This is a genomic window from Cryptosporangium aurantiacum, assembly GCF_900143005.1.
In the GTDB taxonomy this organism is placed as follows: Bacteria; Actinomycetota; Actinomycetes; order Mycobacteriales; family Cryptosporangiaceae; genus Cryptosporangium; species Cryptosporangium aurantiacum.
This window is the reverse complement of sequence record NZ_FRCS01000002.1, coordinates 66,033-80,152: the sequence shown is the minus strand read 5'-3', so window position 1 is coordinate 80,152 and position 14,120 is coordinate 66,033. Positions and strand designations below refer to the sequence as shown.

Annotated in this window: 16 protein-coding genes; 6 read left to right on the top strand and 10 right to left on the bottom strand. The window is 70.7% G+C overall.

Going from position 1 to position 14,120, the window contains the following annotated elements:
• Positions 1-8: 8 nt before the first annotated feature.
• A complete protein-coding gene (locus tag BUB75_RS07225; RefSeq protein ID WP_143175069.1) occupies positions 9-689 on the bottom strand; it encodes a hypothetical protein in 681 nt (226 codons plus the stop codon).
• Between the two features lie 122 nt (positions 690-811).
• On the opposite strand from BUB75_RS07225, the gene BUB75_RS07220 reads away from it, so the two are divergent.
• Positions 812-1,345, top strand: a complete 534-nt coding sequence (locus BUB75_RS07220; protein WP_073253147.1) for a hypothetical protein — start codon at positions 812-814, stop codon at positions 1,343-1,345.
• A 10-nt stretch (positions 1,346-1,355) separates the two neighbouring features.
• Here the strand turns inward: BUB75_RS07220 and BUB75_RS07215 are convergent, their stop codons facing one another.
• Positions 1,356-1,955, bottom strand: coding sequence for a TetR/AcrR family transcriptional regulator (locus BUB75_RS07215; RefSeq protein WP_245806227.1), 600 nt, complete (start codon positions 1,953-1,955; stop codon positions 1,356-1,358).
• A 53-nt stretch (positions 1,956-2,008) separates the two neighbouring features.
• Here BUB75_RS07215 and BUB75_RS07210 point away from each other — a divergent pair, with 53 nt between their 5' ends.
• On the top strand, positions 2,009-2,896 hold the full coding sequence (locus BUB75_RS07210; RefSeq protein WP_073253142.1) for an SDR family oxidoreductase: 888 nt from the start codon (positions 2,009-2,011) through the stop codon (positions 2,894-2,896).
• Positions 2,897-2,933: 37 nt separating this feature from the next.
• On the opposite strand, the gene mtnK is transcribed toward BUB75_RS07210, so the two are convergent.
• The 4 genes from mtnK to BUB75_RS07190 are packed head-to-tail and all read right to left on the bottom strand — an operon-like array spanning position 2,934 to position 7,953.
• Positions 2,934-4,142, bottom strand: a complete 1,209-nt coding sequence (gene mtnK, locus BUB75_RS07205; RefSeq protein WP_073253140.1) for an S-methyl-5-thioribose kinase — start codon at positions 4,140-4,142, stop codon at positions 2,934-2,936.
• A 7-nt stretch (positions 4,143-4,149) separates the two neighbouring features.
• Complete coding sequence (locus BUB75_RS07200; protein ID WP_425430870.1) at positions 4,150-5,160, bottom strand: ABC transporter permease; 1,011 nt, start codon at positions 5,158-5,160, stop codon at positions 4,150-4,152.
• A gap of 32 nt (positions 5,161-5,192) precedes the next feature.
• Positions 5,193-6,800: a sugar ABC transporter ATP-binding protein gene (locus BUB75_RS07195; RefSeq protein ID WP_218617357.1), complete on the bottom strand. Its 1,608-nt coding sequence runs from the start codon at positions 6,798-6,800 to the stop codon at positions 5,193-5,195.
• Between the two features lie 34 nt (positions 6,801-6,834).
• Positions 6,835-7,953: a substrate-binding domain-containing protein gene (locus tag BUB75_RS07190; RefSeq protein ID WP_218617356.1), complete on the bottom strand. Its 1,119-nt coding sequence runs from the start codon at positions 7,951-7,953 to the stop codon at positions 6,835-6,837.
• Between the two features lie 88 nt (positions 7,954-8,041).
• Here BUB75_RS07190 and BUB75_RS07185 point away from each other — a divergent pair, with 88 nt between their 5' ends.
• Positions 8,042-8,614 carry a 1,2-dihydroxy-3-keto-5-methylthiopentene dioxygenase gene (locus BUB75_RS07185; RefSeq protein ID WP_073253131.1) on the top strand — a complete coding sequence of 191 codons (573 nt, stop codon included), beginning with the start codon at positions 8,042-8,044 and terminating at the stop codon, positions 8,612-8,614.
• A gap of 25 nt (positions 8,615-8,639) precedes the next feature.
• On the opposite strand, the gene BUB75_RS07180 is transcribed toward BUB75_RS07185, so the two are convergent.
• A complete protein-coding gene (locus tag BUB75_RS07180; RefSeq protein ID WP_073253129.1) occupies positions 8,640-9,872 on the bottom strand; it encodes an acyl-CoA dehydrogenase family protein in 1,233 nt (410 codons plus the stop codon).
• A 17-nt stretch (positions 9,873-9,889) separates the two neighbouring features.
• Positions 9,890-10,759, bottom strand: coding sequence for an NAD(P)H-binding protein (locus tag BUB75_RS07175; RefSeq protein ID WP_073253127.1), 870 nt, complete (start codon positions 10,757-10,759; stop codon positions 9,890-9,892).
• Positions 10,760-10,867: 108 nt separating this feature from the next.
• On the opposite strand from BUB75_RS07175, the gene BUB75_RS07170 reads away from it, so the two are divergent.
• Positions 10,868-11,407 (top strand): pyridoxamine 5'-phosphate oxidase family protein, encoded by a 540-nt coding sequence (locus BUB75_RS07170; RefSeq protein WP_073253125.1) that lies wholly within the window; start codon positions 10,868-10,870, stop codon positions 11,405-11,407.
• Here the strand turns inward: BUB75_RS07170 and BUB75_RS07165 are convergent.
• On the bottom strand, positions 11,320-11,994 hold the full coding sequence (locus BUB75_RS07165; protein ID WP_073253121.1) for an NADPH-dependent F420 reductase: 675 nt from the start codon (positions 11,992-11,994) through the stop codon (positions 11,320-11,322). The genes BUB75_RS07170 and BUB75_RS07165 overlap by 88 nt on opposite strands.
• A gap of 110 nt (positions 11,995-12,104) precedes the next feature.
• On the opposite strand from BUB75_RS07165, the gene iolC reads away from it, so the two are divergent.
• Positions 12,105-13,094, top strand: coding sequence for a 5-dehydro-2-deoxygluconokinase (gene iolC / locus BUB75_RS07160; RefSeq protein WP_218617355.1), 990 nt, complete (start codon positions 12,105-12,107; stop codon positions 13,092-13,094).
• Here iolC and BUB75_RS07155 read toward each other — a convergent pair.
• Positions 13,057-13,545, bottom strand: coding sequence for a hypothetical protein (locus BUB75_RS07155; RefSeq protein WP_073253118.1), 489 nt, complete (start codon positions 13,543-13,545; stop codon positions 13,057-13,059). The two genes, iolC and BUB75_RS07155, sit on opposite strands and share 38 nt — an antisense overlap.
• 102 nt (positions 13,546-13,647) lie before the next feature.
• Here BUB75_RS07155 and BUB75_RS07150 point away from each other — a divergent pair, with 102 nt between their 5' ends.
• Complete coding sequence (locus tag BUB75_RS07150; RefSeq protein ID WP_073253115.1) at positions 13,648-14,118, top strand: NUDIX hydrolase; 471 nt, start codon at positions 13,648-13,650, stop codon at positions 14,116-14,118.
• The last annotated feature ends 2 nt before the right edge of the window (positions 14,119-14,120 follow it).

Below are 14,120 nucleotides of genomic sequence, written 5' to 3'. Positions count from 1 at the left end.
AGGATCCGCTACGGCACGTTCCACGCGGTCAGTGACACGGTCAGCGTGTCGTTGTCCCGCGCGACCGCATCCACGTGGAACCGGACGACCTTCTGCGTGATGCCTTGGCCGGCGGCCGCACCGCGCGAGGTCAGGATGCAGACCGTCAGCCCCGCGGCCGCCGCCATCGTTGTGACGCTAGCCGACGACCGGATCGCCTCGACGCAGTCGCCCGGGGACGCTTGCGCGGACTGCACCGGCGCGACCCGTTCGGCCCGCGCGAAGTCGAACGATCCGGTGCCGCTGGCTGTGCCGTAGACGCCGTCACTGCCTTTCTCGGGGCGGACCCGCGGCTCGTCCAGATCCATCTCGACGCCGTAACCACCGGACTGGACGGTCAGCGTCTGGTTCTCGTACGCGAGGCGATAGTCGGCGCTGGGCTCCAAGCGACCTGGATCCAGCGGCGACGTGTCGTCCGAGGGCACCGGTGCGGCTGTGTCGGCGGACCGCTCGGGCAGCGAGGCGGCAGCCGTCGGCTCCAGCGGCTGCTGCGCGGCCGTGGTCTCCCGGTTCCCGGTGCGGCCGAACGCGAGCGTCGCAATCACGAGCGAGAGCGCTGCCAGGACGAGCGCGGCGACGGCTACGCCTAGCGTCAGAAAGTTCTTTCGCGACTGCGCATCCGGGCGCACGGTCGGGTCGCCTGGTTGCATCATTCGTTTCCCCCCACGCCACTCTAGGTATTGGCCCGATCACTCTACGAGTTGGTAGCGACGGCATAATCCTGGTGGTGGGTACCGGAACAGGCCCGGGTCGTCGCGACGCGAAGCGTCGGATGACCCTGATAGCCGAGGCGGCGACCGTCCTCAGCGTCGTGGTCGCCCTGGGTGCATGGTTCTTCCCGCGCGGCGATGACAAGAAGGACAGCTCCGCGCCGTCTACTGGCGTGACATCGGCGGCGGTCAGCGCGTCGCTTCCCCCATCCACGCCGAACGCTCCGGGTGGGAAGTTGCTCCTCGACGTCGATCCGGAACGCGGTGCTGGCAATGCCGCCGAGTCGGGGTCCGCCCTACTCATGGAATGCGGTGCGGGCACGACCCAGGATCGGTTCCGCGAGGTGGCGTATCCGCTCTACGGCGCCTATCGCGAGTTCAGTGCCGACGTCGTGGCCGGTGGCTCGGCGCCGGCGGAGACTCGCGTCCAGCTCGAGTTGTTCGCGGACCAGAGCGCGGTGGCCAACGCCATCGTCCCGATCGGCGGCGGCCGGACAATTCGCGTGTCCGTGCGGGGAGCTGCCTCCCTCGTCGTGCGTCTGACCTGCGAGTCGTCAAAGGGAAAACTCCGATTGGAGAGCCCGACGCTGCGCTGAGGCCTCCGGGTCACGCCTCGGCGACGAGTGTCCGGAGCTCGGCGGCCGCTTCTCGGATGTGCAGCGCGAGATCGCCGGTCGCCCCGGCCGCTACCCACCTCTCGAACGCGATCTTGAAGAGAGCCACTCCCGTTTCGGCCGCGAGCATCGCCGTGGGGTCGGCAACCCCCCGCTTCCGAAGCGCGTCGGTGCAGGCGGACGCGAGGGAAGCGAGCTTCAGCAGTTCCCGCTCCTGAAGGCTGGTGTTCGCGGCGATCGCGGCGGCGCGTCGGCCGGCGAACTCGCGACGCTCCTCCAGCCAGGGGGTGGCCACCTCGAACGCCGCGACGACCGTGGGCAGCGGCGCGAGCGTTCCGGGCGTCGAGGCGATGGCATCGGTGACGCGCTCCCGCAGCCCGTTCGAGCCGTCGAAGAGCACCTCGCGCTTATCGGTGAAGTGACGGAAGAACGTGCGCTCGGTGACGCCAGCCCGTTCGGCGATGCCCGAGACCGTCGTCTGCTCGAACCCGTCCTCGGTGAAGAGCTCGAGCGCCGCGCGCATCAGACGCCCCCGCGCGCCCGGCTCCCAACGTCCCATGCGTCCGAGTCTAGTGATGGCAGTGACTGACATCGCGGTGTAGCGTCGATGTCAGTCACTGACATCACAGAGATGGGGGCACGCTCATGCGTGTTTTTGTCACCGGCGCGTCCGGATGGATCGGCTCCGCGGTAGTCCCGGAGCTCCTCGGCTCGGGCCACCACGTCGTCGGGCTGGCGCGTTCGGATGCGTCGGCTGCCGCTCTCTCGGCGGCCGGCGCGGAGGTGCGCCGCGGCAGCCTGGACGATCTCGACGGCCTTCGCGCGGGCGCCGAGAAGGCCGACGGAGTCGTCCACCTCGCGTTCAAGCACGACTTCTCGAACTACGCCGAGTCCGGGCGCACCGAACGTGCGGCGATCGAGACGCTCGGCAAGACGCTGGAAGGCTCCGACCGCCCCCTGCTGTTCGCGTCCGGTGTCGCGACGGTGGCCTCGGGACGGGTGGCCACCGAGGAGGACGCGAGCCGCTTCGCCACCCCCGATTCACCGCGCGGGGGCGCTGAGAGCCTGGCGTTCGAGCACGCCGAGCGTGGCGTCCGCGTGGTGGGCCTGCGGTTCCCGCCGACCGTGCACGGCGAGAACGACCACGGCTTCGTCGCGCGACTCGTCGAGATCGCCAGGGAGAAGGGCGTCGCCGGGTACATCGGCGACGGCGCGAACAGGTGGCCCGCCGTGCACCGGCTGGACGCCGCCCGTGCGGTGCGACTGGCGCTGGAGAAGGCGCCCGCCGGTACCGCCGTCCACGCGGTCGCCGAGGAAGGCATCCCGACCCGGGTCATCGCGGAGGCGATCGGCCGGGGCCTCGGCGTGCCCGTCACGTCGATCGCTCCGGTGGACGCCGCCGAGCACTTCGGCTGGATCGGACTGTTCTACGGTCTCGACCTTCCGACGTCCAGCGCGCTCACCCGGGAGCGGCTCGGCTGGACGCCGACCGGTCCCGGGCTCCTCGACGACCTGCGGTTCTATACGCGCTAGTGCGGCGCCGAGCGTCGCCGAACCGCGGAGCCAGGGGTCAGAGGCCCAGCGGCGCGGCGGCCACGTCGCCCAACACGCCGGGGTTGGGGCCGGTGCCGCCGTGCAGCGTGTGGGTGATCAGCGTCCGGGCGGCGCGCAGCGCACGGCGCGCCGCCTCCACCCGCTGGGCCTCGGGCAGCGTCTCGATGTCGGCCACCTTCGCGAACCCGATCACCCGGCGGGCCACCTCGGCACCGGCGTACGTCACGGCGTCCCGCCAGACCTGAGACAGGATCGACGACAGGACGACTTCCTCGTAGACCCGGGGGTCCTGCCGGGACGGCCACCGGCGCCGGTACGTGGCCTCGAACGAGTCCCAGGTCACCCGGCCGAGGTCCAGCAGCGACGCCGCGCGATCGGCCTGCCCCTGCGCGACCGCCCGCGCGGCGGCGAGCACGTAGTTGCCCCAGAGCATGCCCAGGTCGAAGCCGAGCGGCCCGTAGAAGCCGAACTCCGAGTCGAACGCGCGCACGGAGGGCTCGGCGCCGAAGCGCACGAACACCGACCCGGTGTGCAGGTCACCGTGGAGCAGCGACTCCGCCCGCGTCATGAACGCGAGCTTCGCCAACCCGGCCGCGTGCCGGACATCCGGGTCGCCGGCCAACTCGGCCACGTCAGCCTCGTTCGACGGATGCACCACGTTGTGCTCGTGCGAGACGAACGGCTCGGTGAGCACCAGGTCCTCGGTGATCTCGCAGAGCTCGGGGTTGATCGCGGTCGCCACCGCCTGCTTGTGCGCCGCCGAACCGACGCCGAGCACCGACGTGCCGAATCCCACCGACGCGATGTACTCGCCCAGGGCGGCGGCCGCCAGCGCGTCGTCCGGCGACGACGAGGTGCGCGAGTTCAGGACCGTGCGCCAGACCTGGTGATCGGAGAGGTCCTCGAGCGCCAGCACGTACTGCGACGCGTCGTAGAACAGCAGGCCGGGGACGTGCGCGGGGTCGATGGCCTGGTGCGCGGCGAGCACGTACGCCTCCCGCGACGAACGTTCCCGGGTCATCGGCCAGCTCGGATCGGTGCGGACGTACGGCAAGGACTGTTTGAGTACCAACCCGACGCCGTCCGCGTCGCGCACGATGAACACCAGGTTGAGGTTGCCGTCGCCGACTTCCTGAACCTCGGTGATCGTCCCCAGACGAGCAGCCAGCGACGGTACCGATGCCACGTACGCGGGCACCGACTCGACGTCCAGCAGATCCGTCATCGCAACCTCACGTCGGTTGGCCGGGGAGCGTCGCCCGGCGGGTGGACAGCGTGTAGCTGAACAGCAGCGCGACCAACAGCACCGCGCCCTTCGCGACGTCCTGCACGTAGTACGGCAGGCCCATCATGCTGAAGCCGACGACCATCACGGTCACCAGCACCGCACCGAGCACCGTTCCCCAGGCGTTCGGCACGTTCCGCCCGAGCACCGACGTGCCGACCAACGCGACCGCGACGGCGTCCAGCAGCAGGGAGTTCCCGGCAGAGACGTCACCCTGGCCGATCCGCGCGGCCAGCAGCAGGCCGGCCACCGACGCCAGCACACCGGCGGCGACGTACGCGGCGCTGCGGTACAGACCCACGCGGACGCCCGCCAGCCGGGACGCCTCCGGGTTCGCGCCGACCGCGTACAGCAGCCGACCCCAGCGCGTCCGCTCCAGCAGGAACCAGACCAGCACCGAGATCACGATCAGCAGGATCGCCGGGAACGGCACCGGGCCGATCTTGCCCTGCGCCAGGTAGAGGAACCCGTCGGTGAACCGGCCGGGCGCGGTCGTGCCGTCGTCGAGCGTCATCCGGGACGAGATCGACTTCCCGTCGACCAGCACCAGTTTGAGTCCCATGATCGCGAACATCGTGGTCAGCGTGGCCAACAGATCGGGGATCCGAGCCCAGACGATCAGCACGGCGTTCAGCAGCCCGATCAACGCACCGGCGATCAGGACGACGACGATCGCGACGCCGCCCACCTGGTTGCCGATCACCATCGTCCAGGCGGCGAGCGACACCGCGAACCCGGCTGTGCTGCCGACCGAGAGGTCCAGGCCGCCGACGGTCATCGCGATCGTCACGCCGAGCCCGGCGATGCCGACCGGAGCCGCGTAGACCAGCAGCCCCCAGAGGTTGGACGACGTCCGGAAGTTCGGCTCGCTGATCAGGAAGTAGCCGATCAGCACGACGGTCACCGCGACGAAGCCGTAGCGGACGACGGCCTCACGGATCGGCACCGAGACCGGCACTGACTTGGCGGGTAGCTTTTCGGTTCGGGTCGTCACGCGATCTCTCCGGAGAAGGCCCGCACGACGTCGTCGCGGCTGACCTGTGAAACGGGGGAGTCGAGGGTCAGAGCACCCTCGACCAGGACGAGAACGCGGTCGGCGATCTCGAGCAATTCGTCGACGTCGGCAGAGAGCACCACGGCCGCGCCACCGGCCGCCGCGACGGCCCGGACCTGCTCGCCGATGTCGCGGCGAGCACCCAGGTCGACGCCGCGGAACGGTTCGTCGAGCAGCAGGAGCCGCGCGTTCTCGACCAGCCAGCGGCCGACGACGACCTTCTGCTGGTTGCCGCCGGACAGTTCGTTCAGCTCGGTGCGCGGGCCACGGGCCACGATGCCGAGCTTCTCGATGACGGTCGTGGCGCGATCCCGCTCGATGCCGCCAGCCAGCACGCCCAGGCGGCTGGACACCTTCGTGATGAACGGGAGGCTCAGCGTCCGCTGGATCGACCAGCCGGGGAGCAGCGCCTGGTCGGCGCGGTCCTCCGGCACCAGGAACACCCCGCCGCGGATGGCCTCGGCGGGGGAGCGCGGCGCCCGCGGCAGGTCGGTGAACGCGGCCGTTCCGGCCGGCCAGGTCGCCGAGCCGAACAGGCCGTGCGCGAGTTCGGACTTCCCCGCCCCGATCAGCCCGACGATGCCGGTGACCTCGCCGTTGTTCAGGTCCAGGTCGATCGCCGGTGATTCAACGAACAGTCGGACGCCACGGAGCCGCACCACGGTGTCACCGGGTGCCGCGGCCGCGGCGGGCTCGGCTGCAGCCGCGGCGGGCTCGGCTGCAGCGGCGTCGGGCTCGGCCACAGCTGGGTCGGGCTCGGTCACAGCACCGTCGCCGAGAACGGTCGTGCGGAGGCCCTCGGCGCTCTCGCCGAGCATCGCCGGAAGGATCACCGGCCAGCTCAGCGGCTTGGTCACGTCGGCGGTGACCCGACCGTCCCGCAGCACCACGGCCCGGTCGGCGATCGCGTCCACCTCGCCGAGGCGGTGCGAGACCAGCACCACGGCCAGCCCGTCCGCGCGCAACTGCCGCACGACGCCGAACAGCCGCTCGGCCTCGGCGGACGAGAGCGCGGACGTCGGCTCGTCGAGGATCAGCAGCCGCGGCCGCTGCAGCAGCGTGCGGGCGACGACCAGCAGCTGAGCGTCGGAGATGCCCAGCGTCGCGACGTCGCGGCGGAGCACAGCGTCCGACCAACCGAGGTCGAGCACCTCGACCGCGCGGCGGGCAACGGTCTGCACCTCCCGCCGGCGGAGGAGCCAGGACGAACCGCCTCCGGCGAGTTCGTCGAAGGCGAGGTTCTCGGCGACGCTCAGGCCAGGGACGATGCCCTCACGCACCCGCTGGTGCACGGTGGCGATGCCCCGGGCACGCGCTTCGCTCGGCGAGCCCAGCCGCACCGGCGAGCCGTCGATGAGGATCTCGCCGGTGTGGTCGGGGTGCGCACCCGCCAGGATCTTGATCAGCGTCGATTTGCCGGCACCGTTGGCACCGAGCAGCGCGACGACCTCGCCGCCGGTGATCTCCAGGTCGACGCCGCGCAGGACGACGTTCGGACCGAACGATTTACCGACGCCCCGCACCGAGATAGCGGTGCGGGGCATCGTTGGTAACGACGAGGTCATCGGTCTTCTTTGCTCAGGCGGCGTTCGGAAGCCAGTCTGCCACCGAGATCTTGTCGAGCTTCAGCTCCGGCTGCGCCTTCACGACGTCGCCGACCGTGGTGATGCTCTTCTCCTTGAGCAGCTGCTGGGTGATCAGCACACCCGGGAACTGCACCGAGGACTCGTTGAACTGGCCGGCGAGCTTCAGCGCGATCGTGCGGACGACCGCGGCGCCGATCTGGCCCGGGTCGGTCGCGGCGGTGGCCACCCACGGGCTGCCCGCGGCGGTCATCACCTCGAGGTCGGCGTTCGAGATGTCGATGCCGTAGACCTTGACCTTGTCCTGCAGGTTGTTCTGCTTGACGGCCTGGACGACGCCCTTGGTGATCTCGTCGTACGGCGCGAAGATCGCCTTGACGTCCGGGTGCTGCTTGAGCGCGGCGTCGACCAGCGGGATGTTGTCGGTCGCCGTGGACTCGGTGACCTTGCCGGTGAAGAACGCCTGCTGGAGCTTGTTGTCGGCGACGACCTTCTTCCAGACCGCGCCACGCCGGTCGAGCGGGGCGAATCCGGTGGCCGAGACCAGCCCGACCTTCTGGCCCTGACCGATGTCCTTGATCATTTGGTCGAGGACGGCCTGGGCGAGGCTCTCGTCGGACTGGCTGGTGTTGATGTAGCCGGTGACGTCGGCGGGCAACGCGACGTCGTAGACGATCGTCGGGATGCCCGCGGCGACGGCCTTCTTCACCAGCGGGGCGATCGTGTCGGTCTGGCCGTGGTCGACGATGATCGCCGCGGGCTTGGAGTCGATCGCCTGCTGGAGGTCGGACGCCTGCTTGGCGTTGTCGTTCCGGGCGTCGGTGATCGTCAACTTGATGTTGGCGGCCGCGGCCTGCTTCTGTGCGCCCTGGCCCCACGCCTCGAAGTAGTCGCCGGCGCCGCTCTGCCGGACGAGAGCTACCGTGACAGGGTCACCGTTGAACGGGCTCGGGAGAGGAGCGCTGGCGCTCGGGCCGGTGGACGGCGAGGACGAAGCGTCACTCTCCGTAGAGTCGCTCTGCGAGCAGGAAGCGACGGCGAGCAGCGCGGCGATAGCGCTGGTCGCGAACAGCATGGTCCGGCGCGGACGCCGGGCGGGGGTCGTGGTTGGCACGGAAAAGAGCATGCAGGTTAACTGGGTATATCTCCTAGTGGGGAGGTAGGAATCCCAGCATGCGGACGGTAGCAACCCGGAGGTTGTCGTGACATTACTGACTGTTTGGGCAGAGGATGCCCCGGGCGAGCCGGAGCTGCGGACCGAGGAGCCGTCGGAGATCGCGGCGGTTCTGAAGGAGCACGGCGTCCGTTACGAACAGTGGCCGCTCCGGGATCTTCCGGACGAGTCCACGAACGAAGAGGTCCTCGCGGCGTACCAGGACCGGATCGACGGGGTGAGCAAGCAAGAGGGCTACGTCATGGTGGACGTCGTCCAGATGCGCCCCAGCGACGACCCGTCGTGGCCGGAGCTGGTGCGGGCGTCCCGGGAGAAGTTCCTGGACGAGCACACCCACGACGACGACGAGGACCGGTTCTTCGCGTCCGGATCCGGGGTGTTCTACCTGCACGTCGGCGGCAAGGTGCACGCCGTCTTCTGCGAGTCGGGAGACCTGCTGTCGGTGCCGGGCGGCACCACGCACTGGTTCGACATGGGGACGAACCCGGAGTACAAGGCCGTGCGGTTCTTCCACGACGAGGACGGCTGGATCGGCAACTTCACCGGCAGCGGCATCTCGAAGAACTTCCCCACGTACGACGAGCTCGCCGCGGGCCGGTAAGGACCCGCGGCGAGACCCCGGGCCGTCAGCTGTAGCCGGACGGCTCGGGGTAGGCGCCGCGGAGCAGGTGGTCGCCGACCTCGGTCGCCTTGTAGCTCACCGGGTCGTGGAGCGTCAGCGTCCGGACGTCGCGCCAGAAGCGGTCCAGCCCGGTCCCGCTCTTGGTCGCCCTGGCGCCGGTCAGCTCGAAGACGCCCTGGGTGGCGTCCAGCGCGGCCTGTGTGGTGACGACCTTCACCGCGGACAGCTCCACCGAGACCTCGCCGCGCTCGGTGTGCGTCAGCTCCCACCCACGCCCGGCCGCGGCGACCCACGCCTGCGCCGCGCGGTCGGTGAGTGCCCGGGCGGCCCGCACCTGGGAGGCCAGCTCTCCGTACCGAGCCCGGACCAGCGGATCGTCGGCCGCACTCGAAACCCCCGACGTGGCCCACGGGCGCGACTTCGTCCGGGTGTACTCGGCGCCGAACCGCAGGGCGCCCTCCGCCGTCGACACCGCGAGCAGCGCCAGTAGCACCTGGAAGCCCAGCGCCGACAGGCTGGGGTAGGCCGGCGCGTCCGGGTCGGTCTGCTCACCCGGCCCGAGGATGTCCTCCTCGGCCAGGAACGCGCCCTCGAAGCCGATCGATCCGGACGCCGACACGCGCTGCCCGAGCGAGTCCCAGTCGCCCCCGTGCACCACGCCGTCGGTGTGGGTCGGCAGCGCGAACCCGTACTTCTGCCCGGTGGCCGTGTCGGTGCCGGACGCGATCACCCGGTCGGACACCTCCGCTCCGGTCGCGAAGAACTTCTTGCCGTGCACGCGGTAGCCGCCCTCGGTCGGTACCAGCTCCAGCCCGGCGTCCCGGGGGTTACCGGCACCACCCCAGAGCCAGTGGTGCTCGGCGGTGCCGGCGTCGAGACGTTCGACGACGTCCGCTCGGCGGCTCAGCCGGGTCCGCCAGCTGTGCAGGTAGTGGTACCCGAGCACGTGCCCGATCGAGGTGTCGACCCTGGCGATCCGGGAGACGACCTCGAACGCGGTGAACCAGCTCGCGCCGTGGCCGCCGCTGCGGGCCGGGGTCAGTAACGGCAGCAGCCCCGCGCCGCGCAGCAATTGCACCTCGGCGTGCGGTGCCGCTCCGGCACGGTCACGCTCGACGACGTCGCTGGCGAGGCGCGTGGCGACCTCGTCCGCGACCGCTACCCAGCGCTCGTGCTCGGCGTCCTGTGGTGCGTCGGTGGCCGTGTCGGGAAGGGCGGCGGTGGAGCGGTCGGTCATGACCGAAGTATCACCGATCACCGCAGGTGGGCGTAGCTGTCCGGGTGGGCGTCCAGATACTGGGCGAACGTCAGGGCGGGGTGTCCGGCGACCCGTGGCACGGTGTCGCTGACCGCGCTGAGCGACCCGTCCGCGATCGCCTGGTAGGACGTCACCCAGCCGGCGACCTCGAACTCCGGCGCGCCGTAGACGGCTCGGGACGCGTACGCCTCGGCGAGCGTCTCCGGCTGGTACCGGATCGGGCGGCCGACCCGGCGGCTCAGCTCGCCGACGGCATCCAGGAGCGTGAGGGCGGCCGGCCCCGTGACGTCGTACACCGCGCCGTCGTGTGCTGCCGGGTCGCCCAGCACCGCCGCCGCGACGTCCGCGACGTCGTCCGGGGCGACCGCGCTCACCCGGCCGTCGCCGCCCGGCCCCCGCAGGACGCCGTCCGGGCCGACCAGCGCGGGCAGCATCGACGCGTAGAAGCCGTCCCGGAGGAACGTGAACGCGAGGCCGGAGCCGCGGATGTACTGCTCGGTGTGCCAGTGGTCACGGCCGAACGTGAACGTGCAGTCGGCCGTGGCGCCGAGGAACGACAGGTACACGACCCGGCGGACGCCGGCCGCCACCGCGGCGTCGACCACGGCGCGGTGCTCGGCGACGTGGTTCGCGGACTCGCGTCCGGAAACCAGGAACAACGTGCCGACGCCCTCCAGCGCGTTCCGCACCGCGAGCGTGTCGGCGTAGCCGGCGCCGATCGACACCGGCTGCGTACCCGGCAGCGCGGGGGCCGCGGAGGAGCCGCGAACCAGGAGACGCGGAGCGGCCCCGGATTCGGTCAGCCGGGCGGCAACTCGACGTCCGATCTGGCCGGTCGCACCGGTAACAGCAATCTCGTTGCTCACTTGGTCACCTTATGTTGCGGTCTGGAGTCGCACAGAGTGTTGACTCGGCAACACGGAATCGATTGAGGCGCCACAATGGGAGGTTCACCCCCGAAGTGAGGAGTTCCGGTGGAGGACGCCCGCAAGCTCCTGGAGGACTACGTCAGCTCCGGCAAAGTGATCCAGCTGGCCACACTGGACCCGAGCGGTGCGCCGGTGGTGTGCAATCTCTGGTTCGCCAGCGCGTTCGCGCCCGACCGCATCTGGTTCATGTCCCGCCCGAACCGCGAGCACTGCGCGAACTTACGCGCCGATGCGCGCGTGGCCGGCGCGATCCTCGCGATCGAGCTGGAGGGCATCGAGCAGGACGTCCGTGGCGTGACGTTCGTCGGTGAGGCGCGCGAGCTACCGACCGTCGGTATCGACGACGAGATCGCCGGCTACGCGAGCCGCTGGCCGGAGGCTTCGGACGCGATCGCGCCCGAAGCGCTGGCGGCCGGGTTGACGCCGCACCGGCTGTACGAGATCGCCGTGGCCCGGTGGGTGCTGTTCGACGAGCTGTACTACCCCGAACAGCCCCGTCAGCCGGTTGCGGCCCGCCCGGCGAGCGCGGCACGCACCTTCTCGGCGGGGCCGCGGACGGCGTCCTCCAGCGAGTCGCCCGCGTAGATACCGCCGTAGGCGAACGTGCCCGGCTGGTAACGCGCGCCCTCGGCCAGCGGCCCGGCGTCCACCGCGTCGTACCCGATCGCGTCGAGGAATCCGACCACGGTGGCCTTGGCGTCCGCGTCGTCACCGGCGACGGCGAGGGCGGACCGGTCCGGCGCGCCCGCGGGGCGCGCGAGCGAGTGCAGCGACCTCCAGAAGATGTTGTTGAACACCTTGACGACGTGCGACGTCGGCAGGTGCCGCTGAAGGAGTTCGCTGCTTGTGGTCGAGGCGTCGTCGAGCTCGGGGATCTGGCCGTCGCGCTGCGGGTAGTAGTTGTTCGTGTCGATGACCGGCTTGCCCGCCAGCGGCTCGACTGGCACCTTCTGGTACGCCCCCAGCGGGATCGACACCACGACCAGGTCGCCCGCCGCGGCGGCCTCGCTCGCGGTGGCCGCTCGGGCTCGCGGCCCGAGTTCGGCTACCAGGTCTGCCAGCGTCTCCGGCCCGCGCGAGTTGCTCAGCACCACGTCGTACCCGGCCGCGACGGCGAGCCGGGCGACGGTGCCGCCGATGTGTCCGCTGCCGATGAATCCCACAGTCGTCATAACCAGCGCCAACTCGGGTACCGCGCCCCGCATTCCCCGGCCTTTGTCCGTATGTCTTGACATGAAATTGCGCGCGGAGGAAGCTCGCAGGCGGCGCGAAGGAGGCGGCTGTGGACAACGAAGCCCCGGCTCAGCTGAACGTGTTGACGATGGGCCGGATCGGGGTGGACGTCTACCCGCTCCAGGTCGGCCGCTCGTTGCGCGAGGTCGAGACGTTCGGCAAGTACTTGGGCGGTAGCGCGACGAACGTCGCGGTGGCCGCCGCCCGCTACGGGCGCCGGAGTGCGGTGATCACCCGCACCGGGGCCGATCCGTTCGGCGAGTTCCTGCACGACGCGCTGCGCCGGTTCGGCGTCGACGATCGGTACGTCACCCCGGTCGAGGGCTTACCGACGCCGGTGACGTTCTGCGAGATCTTCCCGCCGGACGACTTCCCGCTGTACTTCTACCGGCTTCCGACCGCGCCCGACCTGCAGATCCGCGCCGACGAGCTGGATCTGGACGCGGTCCGGCGCGCCGACGTGTTCTGGGTGACCGGCACCGGCCTGTCCCAGGAGCCCAGCCGCTCGGCCACGCTGGCGGCGCTCGATGCCCGCGGGCGGAACGGCATCACGGTTCTGGACCTGGACTACCGCCCGATGTTCTGGGCGTCCCGTGAGCTGGCCGGGCGCCGAATCGCCGAAGCCCTGCCGCACGTCAACGTCGCGGTCGGCAACCTCGACGAGTGTGAGACCGCGGTCGGCGTCCGTGTGCCACGGGAGGCCGCGGCGGCGCTCCACGACCGGGGCGTCGACCTCGCGATCGTGAAACAGGGGCCGGCCGGTGTGCTGGCGTCCGACCGGAGCGGGGAGGTCGAGGTCCCGCCGGTCCCGGTCGAGGTCGTCAACGGGCTCGGCGCGGGCGACGCGTTCGGTGGTGCGCTCTGCCACGGCCTGCTCAGCGGCTGGGACCTGGAGTACACGATGCGGTTCTGCAATGCCGCGGGCGCGCTCGTCGCCTCGCGCCTGGCGTGTGCGGACGCGATGCCGAGCGCCGACGAGGTCGAGCAACTGCTGGGGGACGTCAGCCGATCCGGCGCAGCCAGCACCGGTGGCCGTTGACGTCCTCCACGAGCAGCCGGGCCAGCGTCAGCTCCCGGATCGTCCAGGAGTCGACGCCGAGCCCGGCCCGGATGTTCAGCGTCGATCCGTCCCGCGAATAGGCCAGCGAGTACGTGTCGGCGGTGTCCGGGCTGCGCGGCGACTCGACCTGCCGCACGGTGATCGATCCGCCCGAGTGGAACGTGAACTCGCGCTGGGTGATGCCTGCGTCCTCGACCATCACGGCGAGGCCCCACGGGACCGCGCACCCGGTGAAGTCCACCGGCTGCCACGTCTTGCCGATCAGCGTGATCTCCGGTTCGTCCTGTTCCTGTTCCGGGAGGACGGCCTGCGCGGCGGCGGACTCCTCCGGTGGCTCGGGGGTCGACTCGCACCCGGCCAGGACGCCGGTCACGACGGCGGCCAGCGCCACGACGGCGGCCGGCGTGGCGACAGCGGTGCTCCGAAACATGCTCTGTTCCCCCCGACGAATGCTGGACATTTCCCCCGTTCCGCATTATTAGGGGCGTCGGTTTCAACGCCGTCCGACGCGCCCGGGAATTAGGCTCACCCCGTGCGGTGGCGACGACGATTTGCGGTGGTGCCTGCGGCCTACGTGCTCCTCCGGCGCGGCGACGACGACCGGGTGCTCATGCAACTGCGGCAGAACACCGGCTTCCTCGACGGCCACTGGGCGATCGGCGCGGCCGGGCACGTCGAAGCAGGCGAATCCGTGCTCGACGCGGCCTGCCGGGAAGCAGCAGAGGAACTCGGTGTTCAGGTTCGGCCGGACGATCTGGTGCCGCTCTGCGTGATGCACAGGACCCGGAACACCCGCGCGGCGGTCGACGAACGGGTCGACTTCTTCTTCGAGTGCCGACGGTGGGACGGCGAACCGGACCGGCGCGAGCCCGATCGCGCCGCTGAGCTGCGGTGGGTGGCGCTCGACGCCCTGCCGGATCCGGTGGTGCCGCACGAGCGGCACGTGCTGGAGCGCTGGCGCGACGGCACACTGACGCCGGTGGTCCCGTACGGCTTCGGATAATC

Coding starts and splice junctions, on each gene's coding strand:
- BUB75_RS07195 (WP_218617357.1), bottom strand. CDS start 6,800: ATGCCCCGCACCGCTATCTCGGTGCGGGGCGTCGGTAAATCGTTCGGT.
- BUB75_RS07215 (WP_245806227.1), bottom strand. CDS start 1,955: ATGTCAGTCACTGCCATCACTAGACTCGGACGCATGGGACGTTGGGAG.
- BUB75_RS07210 (WP_073253142.1), top strand. CDS start 2,009: ATGCGTGTTTTTGTCACCGGCGCGTCCGGATGGATCGGCTCCGCGGTA.
- BUB75_RS07225 (WP_143175069.1), bottom strand. CDS start 689: ATGCAACCAGGCGACCCGACCGTGCGCCCGGATGCGCAGTCGCGAAAG.
- BUB75_RS07155 (WP_073253118.1), bottom strand. CDS start 13,545: ATGTTTCGGAGCACCGCTGTCGCCACGCCGGCCGCCGTCGTGGCGCTG.
- BUB75_RS07165 (WP_073253121.1), bottom strand. CDS start 11,994: ATGACGACTGTGGGATTCATCGGCAGCGGACACATCGGCGGCACCGTC.
- BUB75_RS07180 (WP_073253129.1), bottom strand. CDS start 9,872: ATGACCGACCGCTCCACCGCCGCCCTTCCCGACACGGCCACCGACGCA.
- mtnK (WP_073253140.1), bottom strand. CDS start 4,142: ATGACGGATCTGCTGGACGTCGAGTCGGTGCCCGCGTACGTGGCATCG.
- BUB75_RS07220 (WP_073253147.1), top strand. CDS start 812: ATGACCCTGATAGCCGAGGCGGCGACCGTCCTCAGCGTCGTGGTCGCC.